The 20,719-nt window shown below is 66.2% G+C and carries 14 protein-coding genes; 4 read left to right on the forward strand and 10 right to left on the reverse strand.

Annotation, left to right across the window (positions count from 1 at the left end; translation table 11 throughout):
* Window position 1: 1 nt before the first annotated feature.
* The 4 genes from ACIP5Y_RS23295 to ACIP5Y_RS23310 form a co-directional block, all read right to left on the reverse strand.
* Complete coding sequence (locus ACIP5Y_RS23295) at window positions 2-5,875, reverse strand: SDR family oxidoreductase (protein ID WP_400352630.1); 5,874 nt, start codon at window positions 5,873-5,875, stop codon at window positions 2-4.
* A gap of 9 nt (window positions 5,876-5,884) precedes the next feature.
* Window positions 5,885-7,387, reverse strand: coding sequence for an acyltransferase domain-containing protein (locus ACIP5Y_RS23300; protein WP_400352631.1), 1,503 nt, complete (start codon window positions 7,385-7,387; stop codon window positions 5,885-5,887).
* A 143-nt stretch (window positions 7,388-7,530) separates the two neighbouring features.
* Window positions 7,531-8,742, reverse strand: a complete 1,212-nt coding sequence (locus tag ACIP5Y_RS23305) for a lipase family protein (RefSeq protein ID WP_400352633.1) — start codon at window positions 8,740-8,742, stop codon at window positions 7,531-7,533.
* Window positions 8,743-8,850: 108 nt separating this feature from the next.
* Window positions 8,851-12,180 (reverse strand): MnhB domain-containing protein, encoded by a 3,330-nt coding sequence (locus ACIP5Y_RS23310; RefSeq protein ID WP_400352635.1) that lies wholly within the window; start codon window positions 12,178-12,180, stop codon window positions 8,851-8,853.
* A gap of 578 nt (window positions 12,181-12,758) precedes the next feature.
* Here ACIP5Y_RS23310 and ACIP5Y_RS23315 point away from each other — a divergent pair.
* Window positions 12,759-13,157 (forward strand): hypothetical protein, encoded by a 399-nt coding sequence (locus ACIP5Y_RS23315; RefSeq protein ID WP_400352637.1) that lies wholly within the window; start codon window positions 12,759-12,761, stop codon window positions 13,155-13,157.
* Between the two features lie 22 nt (window positions 13,158-13,179).
* Here ACIP5Y_RS23315 and ACIP5Y_RS23320 read toward each other — a convergent pair whose 3' ends face one another.
* The 5 genes from ACIP5Y_RS23320 to ACIP5Y_RS23340 all read right to left on the reverse strand — a co-directional run bounded on the left by ACIP5Y_RS23320 (window position 13,180) and on the right by ACIP5Y_RS23340 (window position 17,077).
* Window positions 13,180-13,659: an SRPBCC family protein gene (locus ACIP5Y_RS23320; protein ID WP_400352639.1), complete on the reverse strand. Its 480-nt coding sequence runs from the start codon at window positions 13,657-13,659 to the stop codon at window positions 13,180-13,182.
* A gap of 298 nt (window positions 13,660-13,957) precedes the next feature.
* Complete coding sequence (locus ACIP5Y_RS23325; RefSeq protein WP_400352640.1) at window positions 13,958-15,589, reverse strand: hypothetical protein; 1,632 nt, start codon at window positions 15,587-15,589, stop codon at window positions 13,958-13,960.
* Window positions 15,590-15,606: 17 nt separating this feature from the next.
* A complete protein-coding gene (locus ACIP5Y_RS23330; RefSeq protein WP_400352642.1) occupies window positions 15,607-16,185 on the reverse strand; it encodes a hypothetical protein in 579 nt (192 codons plus the stop codon).
* Window positions 16,175-16,465 (reverse strand): hypothetical protein, encoded by a 291-nt coding sequence (locus ACIP5Y_RS23335; protein WP_400352644.1) that lies wholly within the window; start codon window positions 16,463-16,465, stop codon window positions 16,175-16,177. Before ACIP5Y_RS23335 ends, ACIP5Y_RS23330 begins: the two co-directional genes overlap by 11 nt.
* A 99-nt stretch (window positions 16,466-16,564) precedes the next feature.
* Window positions 16,565-17,077 (reverse strand): hypothetical protein, encoded by a 513-nt coding sequence (locus tag ACIP5Y_RS23340; protein ID WP_400352645.1) that lies wholly within the window; start codon window positions 17,075-17,077, stop codon window positions 16,565-16,567.
* Window positions 17,078-17,468: 391 nt separating this feature from the next.
* Between ACIP5Y_RS23340 and ACIP5Y_RS23345 the strand changes: the two genes are divergently transcribed.
* From ACIP5Y_RS23345 to ACIP5Y_RS23355, 3 genes are all read left to right on the forward strand, one after another.
* Window positions 17,469-18,242, forward strand: a complete 774-nt coding sequence (locus ACIP5Y_RS23345) for a DsbA family protein (RefSeq protein WP_400352647.1) — start codon at window positions 17,469-17,471, stop codon at window positions 18,240-18,242.
* 11 nt (window positions 18,243-18,253) lie between these two features.
* Window positions 18,254-18,910, forward strand: coding sequence for a serine protease (locus tag ACIP5Y_RS23350; RefSeq protein ID WP_400352649.1), 657 nt, complete (start codon window positions 18,254-18,256; stop codon window positions 18,908-18,910).
* Between the two features lie 120 nt (window positions 18,911-19,030).
* Window positions 19,031-19,534: a LysR family transcriptional regulator gene (locus ACIP5Y_RS23355; protein ID WP_400352651.1), complete on the forward strand. Its 504-nt coding sequence runs from the start codon at window positions 19,031-19,033 to the stop codon at window positions 19,532-19,534.
* 26 nt (window positions 19,535-19,560) lie between these two features.
* Here ACIP5Y_RS23355 and ACIP5Y_RS23360 read toward each other — a convergent pair whose 3' ends face one another.
* Window positions 19,561-20,649: an AraC family transcriptional regulator gene (locus ACIP5Y_RS23360; RefSeq protein ID WP_400352653.1), complete on the reverse strand. Its 1,089-nt coding sequence runs from the start codon at window positions 20,647-20,649 to the stop codon at window positions 19,561-19,563.
* Window positions 20,650-20,719: the final 70 nt, after the last annotated feature.

The raw sequence follows: 20,719 nt of genomic DNA on the forward strand, positions 1-20,719 counted from the left end.
GTCAGTCGGCCCTCTTTCCTGCACCCGCCGGGTCGGCGCCCAGCGGGATGGTTACACCGGCGCCCAACGGCAGCCGGCCGGTCACGATCGAGTCGAGACCCTTGAGCGCGAGGATGATCCGGCCGTCCGGCCGGACCGCGACGAACAGATTCGCCGAGCCGGTCTCCCCGTGCCCGGCAGCGCCCGCCACCGCGTACAGATCGATCGGCCCGGAATCGGCGACGAGCGCGTCGTTGGTGTGCTCGAACAGGTCCAGCCGATCGATCCGCAGCGGCGCGGCGATCGGCACGAAACCCTCGTCGTCACCGGCGGACAGCACACCGGTCCGAAGCAGCCCGTCGAGAAGGATGACCGGAACCCGGAAGCGCGAGAAGGTCGGGTCACCCGGGGCGAGCCGCAGACTATAGGTCGAACGCCTGCCCAGCGGATGCAGCCTCGTATCGGACGTCGACTCGAAGACACCGGTCAGCCGCACCGGGGAGCCGTCCAGATGGTAGGGATCCACTACCGATTGCTCCACCGCCGGATACCACGGCCGCCAGCGCGGAGCCGCCGGCATGGCCGGCGCCATCAGAACGGTGACGCTGAAATGCACCATGTCCCGCGCCAGCAACACCCCGCTCGGCGCGACGACATCACCGGTCACCTCGACACCGACCCGCACCTGACCGAGATCGGCCCGCTCCTCCAGCACCGCGGCGCGAATCCGCTTGAGCGCCGGGCGATTCCCCGGATACACCTTGAGGAAGCGATGAAACGTCAAGTCCTCCATGGCATATGCCCGCTTGCCCGGCACCAGCGCACACGCCGCCTCCAAGGCGATTTCCGCGACGAACGCACCCGGCACGGTAGGCACCCCGCCGACCCGGTGATCGGCCAGGTAACTGTCGCGTTCCAGGTCGAACGCACGCTCGTGCACCGCCCACGCACGCCCCTCCGTCATCCCGCCCGCCACCCGGCGGTCGAGATAGAACGAGCGTGGTGAGGGGCCGAGGAAACCCGGCAGCAGGGCATCCACAGCGCCGTACTCCGCGAGGCCGAGATGCGCCAGGTACGCACTGCGCCGCGTCGCCTGCAACCGGCGGACGAAATGGTGCACGCCCTCCGCGGTCGACATGTTCGAGTACTGACCGGTCTTGTCGAAGTAGGCCTTCGTCAAGGCGTTCGTACCGAGACCGACCTCACCCCACAGCGTCCAGCCGATCGTGAACTCGTCCCGCCCCGCACCGGCCCCGGCCAGCGCCGCCGTCCCCAGAAAATCGTTCGCCGACGCATAATCCACCTCACCGATCTGACCGGTGACACCGAGCAGCGAACCGAAGTTGCACCACACCCGCGGCGGACGCTTCGCCAGCGCGGCAGCAAGATTGGTGTAGCCCAGCACCTTCAGATCGCGAACACGGCGGAACTCGGCGAAATCCTTCGCCACGATCGGCGCCGAACGATTCAGGCCCGCCGCATTGAGCAACAGGTCGATCCGGCCGGCCTCGGCGTGCACCCGCTCCATCGCACGCTCGACCGCCACGCGGTCCGTGACGTCACACGCGAGATACTCCACGGCCGTAGCACCCGCATCCCCGATTCGCCGCAGATTCCGGATCGTCCTGCGCGCGTTCGCCATTCGCTCGAATTCGGCATTCAACTCCCGCGGCGTCGCCGCCGGCGCCTCGATCCGCCGACGCCGCATGTACTCCCGCTTGGCCGTGGCGAACTCGGCATCGGTGAGGTCGAGATAGCGCCGAGGCACCGCATCGAGCTCGCTGCTGCCGAGCACATAGAACCGGCCGCCGTAATTCCGTGCCACGGCGACCAGTAGCTCCGCGGTGATGCCGCGACCACCACCGGCCGCGACCACCACCGGATTCCGGTCCAGCCGCGGAGTTTCGCCCGGCTCGTCATCGACTCGGGTCAGACGACAGCGGTATCGGACACCGCCCGCGTAGTAGGCGACCGGCAGCGGACGATCGAGCACCGACTCGGCCGCGACGGCCGCGCCGCCCCCGGCGACATCACCATCGGTCACCAGCGCGAAGATCGTGCTGTGCGGTGATTCGAGCGCGGCAACCTTGATCGCCCCGGTGAACAGGCCCACATACGGCTTCGGCGTGGTCGAATCCATCGCACGAACCAGCAGGGCCACGACGGAAGAACCCGGTTCGACCAGCGTGGCGGAACATCGCTGCAGCGTCAGGAAGAAAAGATCATGCAGCACGCGCAGCGCATTCGTCCGATCAGCATGAACATCGCTCGACAGATCCGCGACCAAGCGCACGTGCCGGACCTCCGCCGCGGAGTCGTATCGAGCCAGCAGATCCGCGACCACCTCCGGGGTCGCCTCCGGCACCTGGACCACGCCCGGCCCGGGCCGCACCGACAGCACGGTGACCCACTCCGGAACGACCATGCCGCGCAACACCTCCGGTCCCTCGACCAGCAGCAACGTCGGGGCATCCGGAAGAAATCCGATCGACGGGCGAACCGCGACGCCCGGCTCCGGTTCCAGACCCCACGCGTGACCGTCGACGCGGGTCGCCACCGCGGCGCCACAGTCATCCCGGTAGGTCTCCCGATCCGAGAAATCCCCGGCAAGCACGGACCTTCCGGCAGGATCCGGACCACTGACCCGGACCACGGCATCCCGCGCGCCCTCCTCGCCACGGCACCGAACCACCATCGAACCACCCGACGCGACAGCGTCCAGGGCCGAAACGATCCCGAACGCACCCTCGCCACCCAGGAAATTCGGCCGCTCCGCGTCATCGCACGCACCGCATTCGACATCGGCGGCGATATCGGCGGACACCGACTCCACGAAGCCGATCACCGGGAGCCCGGCCTCCCGCGCCGTCTCCTCCGTCGTCAACGCCAGCAGGAAGGCACCTTCCGCGATACGGGCTCCAGGCGGCAGCAGACCGCCGAGCAACACCCGCTGCTCCTCGGTGCTGTTGCCATTGATCCCGCCTGCCAACACCATCCGCAGCTCACCGGTGCGCAGATAGCGTGCGGCCACATCGATTGCGCTCGCGGCGGCGGTGAAACCGGTGTCGACGGTCATGTTCAACCCGTTGAGCCCGAAGTAGTTGGCCACCCGGGCGGGAATGACATTGGGCATCATGCCGGGAAAAGTGTTCTCCGTCGCCGGCGGTACCGAATCACGAATATCCGCGGCGATATCGGCGAGCACCCCGTCCAACCACGGTTCGTCAGCGAGACTCGGATCAGCGCGCAGCGCGGCGGCGGCATCGTCGAGATAGCAGCGCGACGCGTACAGCAGGGCGTTCCTCGTCTCGCCGAAATGACCGAGTATCACACCGATCTCGGACCGATTCTCGGTCCAGAACTCGCCGAGCCCGGCTTGGATCGAACGCGCACAGGCCAGAACCATCAACTGACATCGGTCGATCGCCCGCATGAGCCCCGGCGGCAGCCTCACCTCGTCGATCGTCGGCAGCGGGTACCGATCGCCGAACGAGGTCACGGGTTCCGCGGTAGTCAGCCACTCCTCCAGAGAAACCGCACCGGGCAGGTGCGACGCGACAGCCACCACCGCCAACCGGCCAGGCGCGGGCACAACGGGCTCGGAACGAACTGCCTCCCTGGCACTTCCGGCGGACGCGGATGGTTCCTCGATCACCAGATGCGCGTTGGTGCCGCCGAAGCCGAAGCCGGATACGGCCGCGACCCGCGGCGTCTTCCCGCCCGCGGGCCAGCGCACCGCCGTCTTCGGAATCTCCACATTGCTCGCATCGATCATGAATTCCGCAGGGGCCTGGTCGAATCGGTGCTGCGGCGGAATCAGCCCGTGCGCGAACCCCAGCAGCACCTGCACCAGCGAAGTGGTCCCCGCCGCCCACCCCGTATGACCGATCACGGACTTGTTCGAAGTCACCCGCACCGGATGGTTACTCGACATGGTGGTCCGCAATGTCGTGAACTCCGCGAGATCCCCGGCAGGAGTACCGGTGGCATGCGCGACCACCCAGTCCGGGACCACGCCCGACATCCCTGGCCGGGCCTGCGCACGCCGGATCGCCAACTCCTGACCGGCGGCATTCGGCGCGTAGATCGCCTTGCCCCGGCCGTCGGAGGAAGCACCGAAAGACTTGACCACGCCGAGGATACGATCGCCGTCGGTCCGGGCACGGCGCACCGTCTTGAGCACCACCGTGGCCGCTCCGTCGGAGAACAGCACACCATCACCGGTCCTGTCGAAGCTGCGCACCTCACCCCGCAGCGACAACCCGTTGAGTTTCGCGAACAGCACCGATCCGCGCGGGCCGACCGCGAACGCGCCCGCACAGACCGCGATGTCGTACCGGCCCTCCAGCAACCCCTTGATACCGAGATCCACGGCGTACAGCGAGGAGGAGCACGCCGTGTCGACCATCAACAGCTCACTGTCGGCAGGCAGCAGACCCGCCATCGCACCCGCCCCTACCTGATGCGGGACCACCCGATGCGGATCGACGGCACTGCGCGGATAGCGCACGCGCAAGCGCGCCTCGATCGCCGCCAATCGGACATCGATATCGTCGACGCCACTCCCCTGCAACGCTTTTCGCGCCCGCCGCAGAATACCGGCGACCACCGTCGCCTCTTCGGCGTGCTGATTACCGTCGGCGGTGTATCCCACCAGAAAGCCGAACCTGTCCGACGGACGCCGGACCACCGAATCCATCGCCTGCAACACCGAATTGCGCAACCACAGTGTGGTCGACTCGACCTCGTCCGTTCTCTTTCCGGCCGCGGTGAGCTCCGCGGCCAGCGCCGGATGCGGGACGAACTCGGTGATGAACGCCGAATGATCGGAATAGGACTTGTCTTCGGCCGTCCTGTCCGCCGAATAGAAGCTGTGATTCTCCCACCGCCCGGGCGGCACCCGCATGAAACGGTCACCGCCCGAAAGGAGTTCACGCCAGAACTCGTCCGAGTCATTGGCCCCCGGGACTGTGATGCCCATGCCGACGATGGCAATGGCATCCGCATCGTCCCCGTCCGCCACCGCACGCCGAAGCGGCGGCACCACATCGATTTCCGGCGCCTCCGGCACGGTCTCGGTCGAGGCGGGCGGCGCCGGCGGCACGGCCGGGTCACGCGGCGGCGACAGCAGTGCGGCGCCGGTCGACAGGCCACCATCGGCCACCAAAACCTGCCCGGTCACCCAACTGGCGTCCGGCGAGACCAGGAAGGAGACGATGGCGGCCAGCTCCTCCGGTGTCCCGAGCCGATGCAGCGGCGTCGCGGCGATGATCGCCCGGCGCATTGCCGCCGCATCGGGGAACTGGTCCGCCACGGGGCTTTCCAGCATTCCGGCGGCGGCCGTGTTCACCCGGATGCCGAATTCGGCGAATTCGACGGCCAGATAGCGGGTCATCGCCTCCACCGCGGCCTTCGCCGGACCACAGGCCAGGTAGTCGGCCATCACGAATTGACCGCCGCCGAGCGTGGAGACGTTCACGATGCTCGCACCCGCGCGCTGTTTCATGAGCGGCAGGGCGCGGCGCGAACATCCCAGTCCGCCTTTGAGATTCGTGTCGATCGCCCGGTCGATCATCGACTCGTCGACCTCGGCGTTGCGGGCCAGGCGACCGTCCGCCGCGCTGTTGACCAGGATGTCGAGCGCGCCGAATTCCGTGGCGATCTCGTCGAACATCCGATTCCGCTGCACCGTATTCGCCACGGAGGCGCGGATGATGTGGGCACTGCCGCCCGCCGCCTCGATATCGGCCTTCGTCGCCCGCGCCTCGACGGGCGAGCGGAAGTGGTTGATGATGACCAGCGCGCCGTCGGCGGCCAGCCGCAGGGCTATCGCGCGTCCCACACTCCGGGCGCCACCGGTGACCAACGCGATCTTTCCATCGAGTTTCGCTGCCATCTCCGGTGCCTATACCGCGGCGATCATGTCCGCGATACGTCCCAGCGTATTGTGCTCGCCGAGTTTGAAATCCGAGGGCAGCGGGCCGAGCCGGAACGTCTCACCGACCCGCCGCAACAGCTCGGTTTGCTTCACCGAATCGACGCCCAATTCCGCCTCGAGATCGGTGTCCTCGTCGAAGACCTCCGGCGGGTACTCCAAGGCATCCGCATAGAGGGACACGAGCTCATGAAAGACCACGTCCCGAGGGGGCGCTTCGGGCAACGGCGGCGGGACTTCGGCCGGCGGCGGGACTTCGGGCAAAGGCTCGGGCAACGGCCGCGACGCTTCGGCAAGGCTGACCGTGCCGGGCTCGGCGCCGCCCACGGGATCGTGATTCGGCGGCCCGGTGAGCGCGGGAGCATTCGCTGCCGCGGAGTACTCACTGATCGTGAAGCGCACGATCTGCTCCACACAGGACCTCCACAGCCGCTCGAACTCCGCCGGGGCCAGACCCGGAGCCAGCCCCCTCCGGACCGCCTCGAGCCCGTCCGCGTCGCGCATACTCGACTGGGCGACAATCGAATCCGCGTCGAACTCCGCCAGAGACGCTCCCGGCCGCAGCAGCGGCACGAGGGAAGGGCCCGCGCCGAGCACGCGGCTGGTGATCTTGGTCAACGTGTCGAGAGACCCGCACTCCACGAAGGAATCGACTCCGGCGTCACCGAGTGCGCGCAGCGCGGTCGCGAAACGTACCGGCCGCGTCAGATGACCGGCCAGCACGGCCGTCAACTTGTCGGTGTCCTGATACGCGCGCCCCAGGATCGGCGAATAGACCTCGACGTCCATCCGACCCTGCGGCAAATGCCGCATCCGGCAAGCGAAGTCGAATGCCGCGTCCCGCAGCATCGGCCCATGGAACGGATACGGCGACTTCAGCGGCACCGCACCGAGACGAAGTGCGGCCGCCACCGCGGCCGCCGTATCGACCGACGCGCGCGGACCCGCGATGACCGTCTGCCGATCGTGATTCTCCACCGCGATCACGGTCTGCGGATCACCGACCAATTCCAGAATCTGCTGGGACTCCACCACGTCGGCACTCAGCGCGAGCAGGTATCCGTCGAGCTCACCGACCGCACGCAGAGCGGCATTACGGTGACCGACGATCTCCGCACCCGAGCCGACAGAGAACCCGCCCGCACACACCAGCGCGGCGATCTCGCCGAAGCTGTGCCCCACCAGGACATCCGGGCGCACCCCCCGCGCACGCAGCACGCGATGAGCGGAGACCGAGGTGCCGTAGATCGCCATCTGCAGCAGGTCCGGATTCGACTCCAACAGCTCGTCGATGGACGGAGCATCCGCCGTGAGTAACAGCTCCGACACCGTGTCCCCCGACAGCCGCTGCGTCACCTCGTCGATTTCGCGAAGAATGTCGCGGATCTCGGTGTCATTCTTCACAGACGCCAGGGCGCCCGGAAAGTACGCGCCTTGGCCGGGGAAAAGTGCAGCGCTCCTTTTCACCGTCATCGAAAAACCTCTCAAGAAACTCGAACCATTCCAGAAGAATCACAGCTGAACCAGACGGATATACGCCCAGCCTCACCATGAGAATAGAGACAAATTTCAGTAAATATGCTGTCGCCGGGCACGATTGTCCGCGAGGACCCCGTTCACGTCCCGGCGCGATCGAGACGCTCGGCCAGCCAGTCCATCGCCGGCGCCGCCGCCACGACGATCGACGTCACATGCTCGACAACCGGGAGCTTCACATAGGTGAGATCGACGCCGCGGTCGCGGTAGTCCGCCGCCAACCGGTCGTTGTCATCGGGCAGTGCGACCTGGTCATTGACGCCGACAGCGAGGTACAGAGGCGCACGCGGCGTCCCCAACCGGCCGGCCCTGAGGGTCTGGACGACCGCCGCCACCTTCGGATCGTCGAGCGGCCAGAGCCGGCCGAAGGTCATGTCCGCACCGTCCGCGAAGGCGAACGCGGCCTCGGCCTCCACGTTGCACATGCCGCCGACCTTGCTGCCCAGACCCGGATCCTTGAACATGGCGGAAGTATTCAAGTCGGGGTAGGCCCGATCCAGGGCGAAGGCCGAGATAACGTCGATTCCGGTGAATATGCTTTTGTTCATTCGTCTACCAGAGTTCGACAAATCTACCGGCAATCCAATGGCAACCGACCCGACCAGATTCAATTCCGGCGCGTAGTCCGGCGCCAACTCCGCCGCGAACTCCGTACCGCGGGCGCCACCGGAGAAACCGAACATCCCCACCGGTGTCACCTGCGACAATCCCGCCGGAGCGAAATTCAATGCGGCACGGATACCGTCCAGCGTATTGCGGCCCTCGACATAGGACGCCGTGAATTGATTCTCTGGTCCCAGATAATCGGGAACGACGACCGTGTAGCCATGATCGAGCAAGGCGACGAGACTCGTCATTTCCGTGATCATCCCGGTGGACGCCAGGTAAGCCGCGCCCGCACGCAACTGATACGACGGATTGCACCGCGCGTCCAGCGCGTCGATCCACGGGTCGAATGCCACCAGCTCTGAGGTTCTCGCCCCGCCGGCCGGCCTGATGATCGTCGCCACCGTCGTCCACGGCGTCCCGCCGCTGTCCTGACTCACGTACTTCACCTGCCAGGACGTCAACGGCGCCCGCGCGGGAATGTCGCGCACGTCCACGACCCGGCTTGCGACGATCTCGCCCATCCTCGAGCCGTCGAACGACGCGGGTTGCGCATAGAACGGATCCGCCGCGGGCACCGCGGGAAGGCCGGGCGGCACCGGCTCGGCGATGGCCGCCGGCGCCGGTGCGGAATTGCCCGCGATCACCGCCGAGACCAGCAGGAAAGTATGGAACAGTCTGGTCATCAGGCGGGGCGTACAGCGAATCATGTTTCTTCCTAGGCATTTTCGAAGATAGACCCGGGCCCGGCCCACACCATCGTGCGGGCCGGACCCGGCGCCGCGATCAAGAGATCACAGCGACACCGACACGAGACGATTGCTCGAATCGCGTACCGGACCGTCGGTCACACCCGCTCCGACCGTCGGAACACCGGCCGCGGCCGGGGCCGCCGCCACGGTGGCCGGCTCGGGACTCAGCAGGTCCCGCAATCCGGCGACGACCTGCTCGGTGGTGAGATCACCCGAGCCCTCGCGCCGTCCGTTACGCACCCCGCCGGCCGTTCGACCGGGCTGAGCGTCAACCTGTTTCGAGACCAGCACCAGCGGCCACGAGAAGGTGAGGGGCAGACCGAGCGCGATCGCTCCGAAGAACAGACCGCATCCGACCACGATCAGACCCACCGCTCCGACCACCGCGATGATCGGCACGCCGACCGTAAACGCGGCCATGATCAGTGTCGCCACCCCGGCCAGCACCAGCCCGACGACAAGGAACGGCGAGGCCAGCACCAGCAGCCCGATCGCAACCAGCGGGAACGCGAACACGGCGATCGGCAGGAACAGCAGGTACGGCACCGACAGAATCGCCGCGAAGGCCACTCCGATCACCGCGAGCGCCGCCATGGCCACGACCGCAACGACCGCGAGGGCGACACCGAAAGCGTTGCCGAGCACGAACACCGCCGCGGTCAGCGCCAGCGCGACCGCCACGGCGATCGCGGTGGCCACGAAGATGATCGCGATGGCCGCCAGCGCAACCGGGATCGTCACCAGCCAGAAAGGCGGGAACAACGACGAAACCAGCACGAACGTGGCAGCCAGCGCCAGAATCGAGACGGCCCAGATGGCACCGAACACGAGCGCGGCGATTGCCACGCCTATTGCCACCACACTGCCGACCACCATCGTCGTCCCGATCATTGCCAGCAGACTGAGCAGCATCCCGCCGAAGATGAGGGGCGATGCCAGCAATGCCAGCGGCGGGCAGAAGATGATCAGCAACGCGGCGGCGATGATGAATCCGAAGAAGGCCACCACTGCCAGCAGGAATCCGCTCACGAACAACAGCGCGACGCCGATGATCGCGGCAGCGAACACCAGCAGCGTGTACGCGCCACCTTCGATCAGGATGAGCAGCGTGGCGCTCGCGGTGACGAGGGTGAGGAGCGCACCCATGATCCCGGCGAACAGCAGATCCGCGACCAGGATGATCGGGATGGCATAGGGCATGAGCACCATCAGGATCAGCGAACCCACCAGCACCGCACCGGTCAGGCCCGCGAGGAGCGCGAGCCCGGCGGCAACGCAGAACACGGTCAGCAGCATGCCCACCGCGAGACCCACCAGAGCGAAGCCCAGCGTCAGGGCGACCGGCAGCGCGACCAGACCCAGGAACAGCAGCGGCGCCAGGAACGGGCCGACGATCGGGAGCGCCAAGACGAGCAATGCCGCCGCGATCGTCCCGAACACCACCGCGCCGGCGGCAGCGATGACGCCACCGAGGGCGAGCAGCTTCGCGGCGGTGCCGACGAGGAAGCCCAGGATGACACCAGCGACCCACCCGATTCCCAACGCCACCAGGGCCAGTAGCAGCAGCCAGGTAACGGTGATACCGGCCGCGATCCCGAGAACCACCAAACCGGCGACGAATACGACCGCCAGGACCCCGAGCGCGATGACCGCGCCCGCGCCGAAGAGACCCACCGCCAGCACCAGCAGGATCGCCAGGATCGGCAAGGCCAACAGCCCGAACGGCGTCAGCAGCGACAGCAAACCGGTGACCAGGGCCAACGCGGCGATCGCCAGACCACCGAGCAGCAGCAGCCCGAACACCACGGCGGCCGTCACCAGCAGCCCCAGCACGCCAACCGCGAGCGCGAGGGTGAACAGCAGCGGCCCCAGGACCAGTGCCAGCGGGGGAAGCAGCGCGGTGATGACGACCGCCGCGAGCCCCGCGATCACGAACGCGATCGCGGTCACCACGACGCCGATGATCAGCGCGGCGGCGCCGGCCAGGATCGTGCCGACGGCCACCACCACGATCGCGGCCAGCAGACCGGCCAGAATGAACGGCGCCACGAACTGGTAGGCGACCAGAGCGACAAGTAGTACCGGCAGCGCGATGATGCCCACGACCAGCAGGACCGGGGCCAGCACGATCGCGCCCACGACCAGCACGCCGACGAGCGCCGCCGCCACGAGACCGCCGACGACGACCACTCCCGCGACAACCGCGACCAGCGCCGCGGCCGCGAGACCGAGCACCACGACACCCACGATGGGCATGGCCAGCACGGCCAGGAACACCGGCACAGCCAGGAACGGCAAGATCACCGGCAGGATGAACGTAGTGTCGTGCAGCTGCGCCGGCAACAGCGCGCGTACCGCTTCCAGCAGGGTGTCCCGCACCGGAGCGAACGCCGAACCGGGGTCCGCCACGGCGCTCAGCAGAGGTGCCAGGAACCCGGCGAAGGGTGCCAGCGAAGCCGCCAGCGTGCCGGACCGCAACACCTGCTCGAACGCCCCGACCAGCGCAGTTGCCGGCAGTACTCCCGCGGAGACGGCGGTCAGGGTCGGCGCTACCTCCTGTAGGGCGGGAGCGAACTGCATGATCACCGGACGCACCGCATCGGCCAGCGGACCGGATTGCAGCAGCGGCGTCAGGTGATCGGTCAGGACCGTCTTGATGTCCACCCCGGAGGCGACATCGCGCAAGGCCGGGGCGATCTGCGCGAGCACCGGCGACCAGTCGGCGCCTGCCGCATCGCCGATGATCGGTGCGAACAACTCACGGAGCGCCTTGGTGGGATCGTCTCCGCCGCGCGGGAAATCGAAAACTTCGCGCGCTTGAGTGATGAGGGTATCGATCGCGTTCGCGCCGGGATCGGTGCGCCGAGCCCCGGCCATTTCGGTGGCGTCGCGGACGAAGGCGAGCAGATCCTGCACCGGCTGCTGCAACGGTCCGGCCGGAACCTGTTCGGCCCACGCACCGATCTGCGTCAAATTCAGTCCCGAGCTCACGATCTGGGTGACCGCGCCGGCGATCTCTTCCACGGCCGCGGGGGCACGACCGGTGCCGCCGTTGGTGGCTATCGCCGGGCTGTCACCCTCCACCGCCTGTACCGCCGGGCGGATCAACGGCGAAGCAGCCGGCACCGGCGCCCCGACATCGACGGGCCCGGCCTCCGGTACCGGCCCTCGAGCGGCCTTGGCGAACGTGTCGATGGGAGCTGCCAGGGGACTCCCCTGTGCCAGCGACGACACTCCCGCCAGCGCCGACTCCATCTGAGAGCGGGCCGCCGGGTCGAGGTTCGCCCCGACCGCCGTCCCCAACTGACCGAGTAGCCCGCCACCGTCGGTGATCGGCACGGTATCGGCATTGGCCGTGCCGACCGCGCCCAACGAGGCAGTCGCGACCGACGCGAACGCGGCGGCCGCGTACAGCCCTCGCCGATTTCTGGCATTTCTTCTTCGGTGCCGGCCGGATGCCTTGGTGGCATGCGATTTCAGGCCCGGTATGTAGCCGTTTTCTTGGTGCACGTCTCGCCTTTGCCTTTCGATGAGGTAACCCACTACCGCTCGGACGATTGACAATTCGAGGTAGTGAATTGCTGGTTTACGTATACGCGCTAACGTTTGCGGCCACTTGCATCGGCGTCAAATCGAAATTCGGACGATTCTTCCGGATCCCAGCTGAATACACTGCTCAGGCTTACCGGAACGGAGAAACGTTATCTTCTCGTAACGGGAAGACGCTTGCCATCGGCGGAATACTTCAGAAACTCGGAGTATTTCAGCGACATTCTATCCACCCCACCCTGAAATCCTACGACAATCCATGTGAGATAGATTTCCATACAAAAATGAGTGATGAACCGGATCTGGCATGCCCACCGCGCCGTCGGTAGATTGGAAATTACACACCTAATGCAGATCGAACCCTGATGAAGGATCCTTCCGTCTTTTGAAGGAGTGATCCTATGAGCAGTACCCTCCAGGCCGATCCGGCACCCACCCGTTCGCCGACGTTCTCGGGCGTGCTGATTCTGTCGACCGGGGTCCTGCAGTTGGTCGCGGCCGCAGCCGCTCTCGCGGGCAATGGTGGCCTTCTCATCGCACAGAACCCGGTCCACCCGCTCGACATCACACGCTGGAGCTGGTTCCTCGCCTTGATCGGAGTACTCGTAATCATCAGTGGCGTGGGCATACTCGCGAAGAAGCCGTGGGCTTACCTGGCCGGTATCGGTATGGCCGCGATCAGTGCCGCGGACAGCTTCGTGTTCGCATCCTTCTGTCCACTGTTCGCACTGCTGGTGATTTCCATCGACATCCTGGTGATCTGCACCTTGATGCGCGAGTTCCCCGCCGCGTGCCCATAGCGGCCCCTGGATATCCAACCGGTCATACCGTTCCGCCGGTCGTGCCGGAGAGCAATTCGCCGGTCCGGATGAGGTCTTCCTCGGCGGCGCGGAGCACACTATCGAATTCCTTGCTCAGCAAAGCCGCCGAGGCGCGGGTCAGAAGCGAAGAACCCGGACCGCGAGTGATTTCGAATACGGTGGTCCAAATGACTTCCGTGCCGCCCGGAATCGCGCTGACCCGGACGCTCGCACCGTCGTGGCGGACCTTGCCGGCGGATTCGATCATATGGTATCTGAATTCCCGGGGCCGATCATAATAGGTGATGCGCTGCCGACGGCGGAGCCCTCGCCGGACAACCTCACGGACGGCGCCGACACCATTGCGCCCCGGAATGCCCGGTGTGATCAGCCGACCTGGCCGTGATTTCGGAACCAATCCATGACTGGGAGCATCGAGCAACCAATCGAACACCGCTTCGGGCGGTGCGGCAATAATTCGCTGAACCGTGACGATCTGCATCAGACTCCTCTGACGATCGATGGGTCGGTTGTTTCGGTGCGACAGCCACCCCGGACTAGGCGAGCAACCCCCAGAGCCACACAGCTGCCATTACCGCGCAGGCGGACCATAGAATGGTGTACGCAATCGCGAGGCCGGCGACCACGACCACCGGTACGGAGCGCTCTCGCCTCTTCGCCGGACGATGATTCTGCGATCGGAACACCAGTGGTGAGTCCGATCGGCGTGGGCCCTTGTATTCCAGCATGCGACTTCCTTTTTCATTCTCGGCGTACTCGTAAGGTCCGATGCCGGGCGATCATCCGGCGATCCAGTGCGTTATCACGATGAGGAGGCCGGCAATCGCGACCAGCGCGGCCACCGACCGCAGCCACAGCCGGCGGACCCGCCATACTTCGGACTCCCGCACGAACTCGTTCGCTGTTCGGTTCCAGCCGATCCCACGCGCGCGCATGTCCGCCGCCTCTCGCAGTCGGGCTCCTCGATAGAGCAGCCCCTTCGAACGATCGCCGGCCGCCCAGGCCCTGGCGTCCGCCTCGATGCGACGCCGCAGGAGCGCGAATTCCTGTTCGTTCTGCAGCCAATCGTTCAGGCGCGGCCACCCCGTCAGGAGCGCGCCGTTCCGCAGTTCCACACCGTCCGTGGCGGCCGTCAGTACGCCGGCCGCCGCCAGTCGATCGATGAGGACGTCCGCGGTACCCGGATTCAGCGCCTCGTCCAGCAGGACCTCGCGGGGAACCCGATCCCGGACCGCGGACCGCGGGCCGGGAACCACGAGGCTCACCAGAATCCACTTCGCCACGGACCGCTCGTAGTCGGTCAGTTCCGCCCAGGCGCGTTCCGCGTTGGCCGCGATCTCGGCTTCGATGCCGCCGATCGATTGATAGGACGCCAATGTCGACGTCTGGCGGACGCGCCGTTCCCAGACCGCACCGAGCACCGGGGCGAGAAACCGCAGGATGGCGGTCTCCTCCTGCAGCCCGAGTAGTTCGATGTCACGCAGTACCACTTCGACCAGGGCCGGTTCGATCTGCCATCCGAGCTCCACCAGCGGGCGCACGAGCACCTCACGCAGCTCGTCCTCCGTCAATGGGCCCAGCGTCAGCGATCGCTCCTCCAGTGTCTCGGCGAACAATGGATGCCTGCGGAGTTCCGCGGCATATTCGGCCCGAAATGCCATGACGACCGTGAGATTCGGCCGCGCGGGGTCGAGGGTGATGTGGTCGATTTCATCGAGAAACCTTTGTCGCACAACCTCATCCGGGCAGCGATCGAACAGATCCTCGGCCTGATCGATGAGCAGGAGTACGGGCTCGCCGTCGTCGTCGCCGAGCTCGGCCACCGCACGCAGCAGTTCGGACGGGGAGAAGGTGTCCAAACGGATCGACTGTGAACGGCTTTCGTCCTTCGCGCCCTGCAATCCGGCCGCCAACAGCGACGATTTACCCGAACCCGCGAAGCCGAGCAACAGCACCAGCCGCCGCTTACGCTCCTGCCGCGCGGACGAGATGAGACGTTCCAGGTCGGTCAGCACCCGACGACGGCCGGCGAAGATGACGGCGTCCTCGGCCCGGTACGACTCCCGGCCCCGATACGGCGGCCGGTCGGCGTTCGGCGCGGCCGGCACCGCGTCGCGTGCGCGGGACCACACGGCGTGCCAGTCGTTCAGATCGAAGAGAGTGACATCTACGGGACCGGTGCCGGCTCGTGCCTTGGCCTCCTCTATCAGTACGGACAACACCGGCAGTACGGAATCGAACTTCGCCGGGACGCTCCGGCCCAGCCGCCAGTCGCTCAGGCGCTGGCCGCTGAAGGTTTTCGATCCCGGCTTGGATCGCAGGTTGACCCGTCGGACAACGGATTTGCTGGGTGGCGAACCCGCCGCCAGGTACAGCCTGGTGAGGCGGTTCGCGAATACTTCTCTGGGCACTTGTTACCTACCGTCACCTATCTCGTCGTCCGAGTGGGGGCGACAGTGGTGGTGGGTTCCACGGTCGAGCCGGAGAAGTTGGCCGAGCAGGCCAGGGACAGTCGTTCCACCGAGGCGTTGAAGGACGCCACCGAATTCTGGAGTTGCGCCGAGGGATCGCCTTGTGCAGGGCCACCGACTACCACGGCGCGCAACTGGTCGAGGGAGTCGCGCAACCCGGCCCCGGATGCGGAGGCATTCTGAAACTCGGTTCGAATCAGCGAGGTTGCCGTCATCGCGCCTGCCGCCGCACCGAGCCCGGCGCTGATCTGGTCGGCGGATCGACGGGCGCCGTCGATTTGCGCGAGTACCGCTTCGCGATCGTTGCGTTCCGAGGCGGGCCCGACGGCGTTCAGACTGTCGGTGAGTTGCCGAATTGCCGGCTGAAGATTGCTGGTCACGGCCGCCCCGCTCGCGCAATCCGCGGAATCGGCGCTCGTTGTCGACGCCTGCGAGCCTGCGTCATTGCCGCCGCAGGCCGTGAGCAGCACCGCGAGGAGCACTGTTCCGCCCGATCCGATCAGCCGCCATTTCGCGTGGTCGCGCCTATAGGACATGTCCGAGCACCACCAGTGCCGCATTCTGCACCATGGGCAGGAACGCCAGATTGGCTGCGACCGCGGCACTTACGCCCATGGTCAGCAGCTTGTGCCTGTTCCACCAGCCGATCGGACCACGTCGTTCGGCCTTGTTGTGTTCTACAGCGGCCTGCCCCTCGGCGACATCCTCCTGGTGATACCCGAAACTGACCTCGGTGGAACCGAGGTCGGTCATGTCGGTGAATGACGGCGCCGAACCATTGGCGGGGAATTGGCCCTGCCGGCTTGTGATGCTCATTGTTCGAAGAATCCTTCAGAGAAACGAGAAGTCCTTCAGAGAAAAATGCAGTCCGGAATCCGGGCAGCCCGCGTAGGAACAGGCCACCCGTGCTTGCGGTCAGGCTTGGATGCTCTCCTGCCATGACCGCATCAGCTCGTCGTAGACACTCTGTGTGAAGTCACCGCGGCCGACCAGATCACCGAGCACCGCTGCGGTCACTGCCTGCGCGACCGCGCTGACAGCGCCGATGGAACCGAGCGACTGCAGGATGCCCGCCACGTCTCCGGCGCCGGCGCCGGGTGACAACGCCTGGCTGACGACACTCGTCGCGACCTGGGTGTTGCGTAAGCGGCCGAACTCCTTGGCGACCTGGGCGGCGATCTGCGGCGCCTGCGGCGCGGTCTGCTGACCGAGGCCGGACAGGAGTCCGGACAGACCGGATAGGCCGCCCCCATTGCCCATAGCGTTCTGCAGGTTCTTCAGCTGCGTCTCCACGCCCCCGGCCGCAGCCGCGTTCAGGCGCTCACGTTCCTCGGCGGTCAGCTGCGCCGCCCGTTCGACGATGGCGATCACGTTCTGCCATTGCGGTCCGTACAGGTACTCGAGGTGCAGGGTTGCTTGATCACTCATGCCGATTTCTTTCTCTCTGTCATGGGACTTCGAGCCGAGGTCTGCGCACGACGGTCGATCCGAGGTCGTGCGTCGGATGTGCGCATTGCGGTCGAAACCCGGATACCCCCGTATCGACCAGCTAGTAACTGATCGATTGCCTACGCGCTGTATGGTCCGGCGCTGGATGATGTGAGTCAATGACAGTTACTCCCACTTACAGGCATAAGCGCAGGTAAAATACCCGATCCAAAGTTCCCGGACCGGAATTTTGTTACGCAACATTCTCCAGCGGGCACTTGACATATATGGCTTATTGCCTGGTTGCCAACTGTTTGCTAGCTTGCGGTTACTCGCACTCGTCGAGGAACCTTGCGGCCTCGAGGCCCATCACGTCGGAGAGACACCACCCATGCGTAAAACCCGGAAGGTCCGGCTCCCCAGGGCAGATCAGCTGGGGCGTGTCGGCCTTGCCGGCCGCCTGTCGAGCGCGGCCGTCCTGCTGATATTGACCGCCGCGATCGTTTTCGGCCTCGTGGTCCGCATCGAGGATCGCGACCGGGCCGCCGCCGAGGCGGCCACCGCAGTCGCGGGTCCGTCCACCATGACCAAGGACGGCCTGGTCCGAGTCGGAAGCCCGGATGCGAAGGTGGTCGTCACGGTCGTCGAGGACCCGCAGTGCCCGCTGTGCCGGTCGTTCGAGTCGGCCACGGGCCCCGCCCTGGACGCGCTGGTCGCGAAGAATGCGGTCAGCGTCGACTACGACCTGGTAGCGATTCGCGACCGCAGCTCGACCACCGCGTACTCCAGCCGTGCGGCCAATGCCGGCGCCTGCGTTGCCGCGGCGGATATCGGCAAATGGCCGGTGTGGCGACGAGAACTGCTGAATCAGGTTCCGGCCGAAGGCTCGCCGGGGCCGAGCGATCAGGACCTGATCGACCTCGCCGCCCGCATCGGCATCACCCCCACACCTCAGCTCACCGATTGTGTGACGACCCATCGCTATCGCGCGTATGTGGCGAATCAGACCGAGAAGGCGATCGCGGCCAAACTGACGCATGCTCCGGCCGTGCGGATCGGCACCTCACCGGTCACCAACCTGACCCCGGAGGGGATCGACGCGGCCGTTCGTGCCGCCACAGCCAGGCAAGTCGAGCAATCCAACCCGAAATCGGAAGTGAAATGACCGTCAAACCCATGAAAATCGCCGCAGCCGCCATCGGCGCCCTGTGCGCACTCGTACTCGGTTCCGGTGCTGGAATCGGCAACGCGCAACCGGGTCCGCCGGTGATCGGAGGTGGCTCGGGCATCGTCATCGACGACCGATCGCTGTGTACCGTCACCTCGGTCGGGCACGACGCCCAAGGCCGATTGGTCGGAATGACGGCGGGACACTGCGGGGGTGCGGGCGCGTCGATCTCCGCCGAGGCCGATCGCGGGGCCGGGCGGATCGGGCGTATCGCCGTCAGCAATGCCGATCTCGATTACGCGATCATCGAATTCGATCCGGCGGCGATCGTCCCCGTCTCCCGCGTCGGTGGCGTCACCATCAGCGGGATCGGAGCGCCGCCGGCCTTCCCGGCGGTGGCATGCAAGGAGGGACGGACCACCGGCAACACCTGCGGGGTCACCTGGGGTGACGTCTTCGGCGTCACGACGGAGACGTGGACCCAGATGTGCGTGGTGGAAGGCGATTCCGGTGCTCCGGTGGTGGTCGGGTCCACACTCGTCGGCATGGTGAACGCCTATCTGGGCGTCCCCTGCGCCGGCCCCGAGGTGGGAACGAACATGTCGGCGATCATGGGCGATCTGAACGCGCGGGGCGGGATCGGCTCCGGCTTCCGACCGATCTAGACCGGAAATCTGCCCCAGCCCGGAAACCGATGCCGGGAGCGGGCGGGTAGTCCGGAGAGCGCACCCTTTCGGCCAGCAATCCCCTACCTTGGTGGTATATCGCCGAAATAGGCTGCGGCCATGACAATCAGCGAACTACGAGTTACCGGTGGTCCGCTGGTCCGGCCGGCCAACGGTGCCTGGCAGTCGCTGCTGGTCCTGAGCATTCTCTCGGCAATTACGGGCGTCATCCTTCAAGTGCGTTCCGCCGCAAAGCAAGTCGAAGCAGCACTGCAGTACCCCGATCGGGGACGCAAGAAAGGTCACGCAATGGAATCGAGTCAGCTACCGCCGACCCAAGAACCACTCAATCTCTATCGGCTGGCACAGTTCCTCGAGGTGGCCGAACAGCTGAGCTTCACCCGCGCGGCCCGCAAACTACACATCACGCAACAGGCACTGAGCACCTCGGTGCGACGCCTCGAAAAGGAGCTCGGTGTCACGCTTTTCGAGCGGACGACGCGGCGAGTAGCGCTCACTCGGGCCGGCCGGACGCTGCGCGACGGCTCCCGCACCCTGTTGATGGTTTCGCGTGAGGTGAGGGTGCAGACCCGGCAGGCCGGCGCACCCCAACCATTGATCTGATCGGGGTGCGCCGGCCCGCCTTTGCGTCAGGAGGCGATGCGTCCGGCGACGACCGCGGGCTCCGGTGTTGCCATCGCATCGTCCCAAGGCAACCCGACCAAACTCCGAGTGCGGCTCGGCGGCTCGCCGTTCCAGCGAACGTAGGCACGCCGGAATTCGCGGGCATCGCTGAAGCCCGTCTCCGCAGCGATCTGCGTGACGGTCATCGTGGTCTCCCGTACCAGGAACAGCGCACGCTGCTGCCGCACTCGATCACGGATATCGCTGAACTTCTCCCCCGCGGCCTGCAGATGCCTGCGCAAAGTTCGTTCCGTGACGAACAGCCGCTCGGCGACCTCCGCCATCGTCAATGATCTGCGCAGGCTCTCCCCGAGGATCGACGCCACCGATGCCGCGATGTCGTGGCGGGGCGCGTCGTCGCCGCGCATCCGTTCGCAGGCTTCCCGCGCGACGATCAGGTTGGCCTCGCTGTAGGTCGGGATCGGCCGATGCAGCACTTTACGGGCGATGACCAATTCGGTGTCCGCGCAGTCGAATTCGATGGGACAGCGAAAGTAGCGGCGATATTCCGCGGCACAGGCCGGTTCCGGGTATGCCAGCCGGAGCCGGACCGGGTCGATGTTCGTGTTCAGTAGTGATCGACCGAATGCGAGCACGGCGGCCATTGCTTCTTCGGCGAGGAATCGGGTGAGTTCGTCATCGGGCAGGCGCTCGAAGAGCCGTATCGCGCTGAGTTCACCGTGGTGGCTCAGTTCGAAGTCCACCAGGCTGCCGGTCAGCCGGTGCATCTCCATGCCGAGGCCTAACGCGTCCGCGAGGGTTCTGGAGGACCGCATCGCGAATCCGACCATACCGAATCCGACCACGGCATTGCGCGAGCCGACAGCGAGGCCGATCGGCCCCTCCGGCATTGCCCGTAGAGCGCGGCGCAGGATTGCCGTCGCCTGCCGATACGACACCCGCGCCTCCGATTCGTCGAGCTGTGTGGGCGAAACTCCGCTACCGAGGAACCATGGCTCGGTGTCCACGCCGCGTTCGGTCGCGACGTCGCAGAGGCGAACCAGGATCGTCGGTGGGACGGTGGCCGCGCTGAACTCGGGATCGAAAATGTCCATTCGGACGACTCCTAACATTGCTGCCGAATGGAAGTAATTCTTTCCCGTAGGCGGTTGGCAACCAAGCGCT

Source organism: Nocardia sp. NPDC088792 (assembly GCF_044750615.1).
Taxonomy (GTDB): Bacteria; Actinomycetota; Actinomycetes; order Mycobacteriales; family Mycobacteriaceae; genus Nocardia.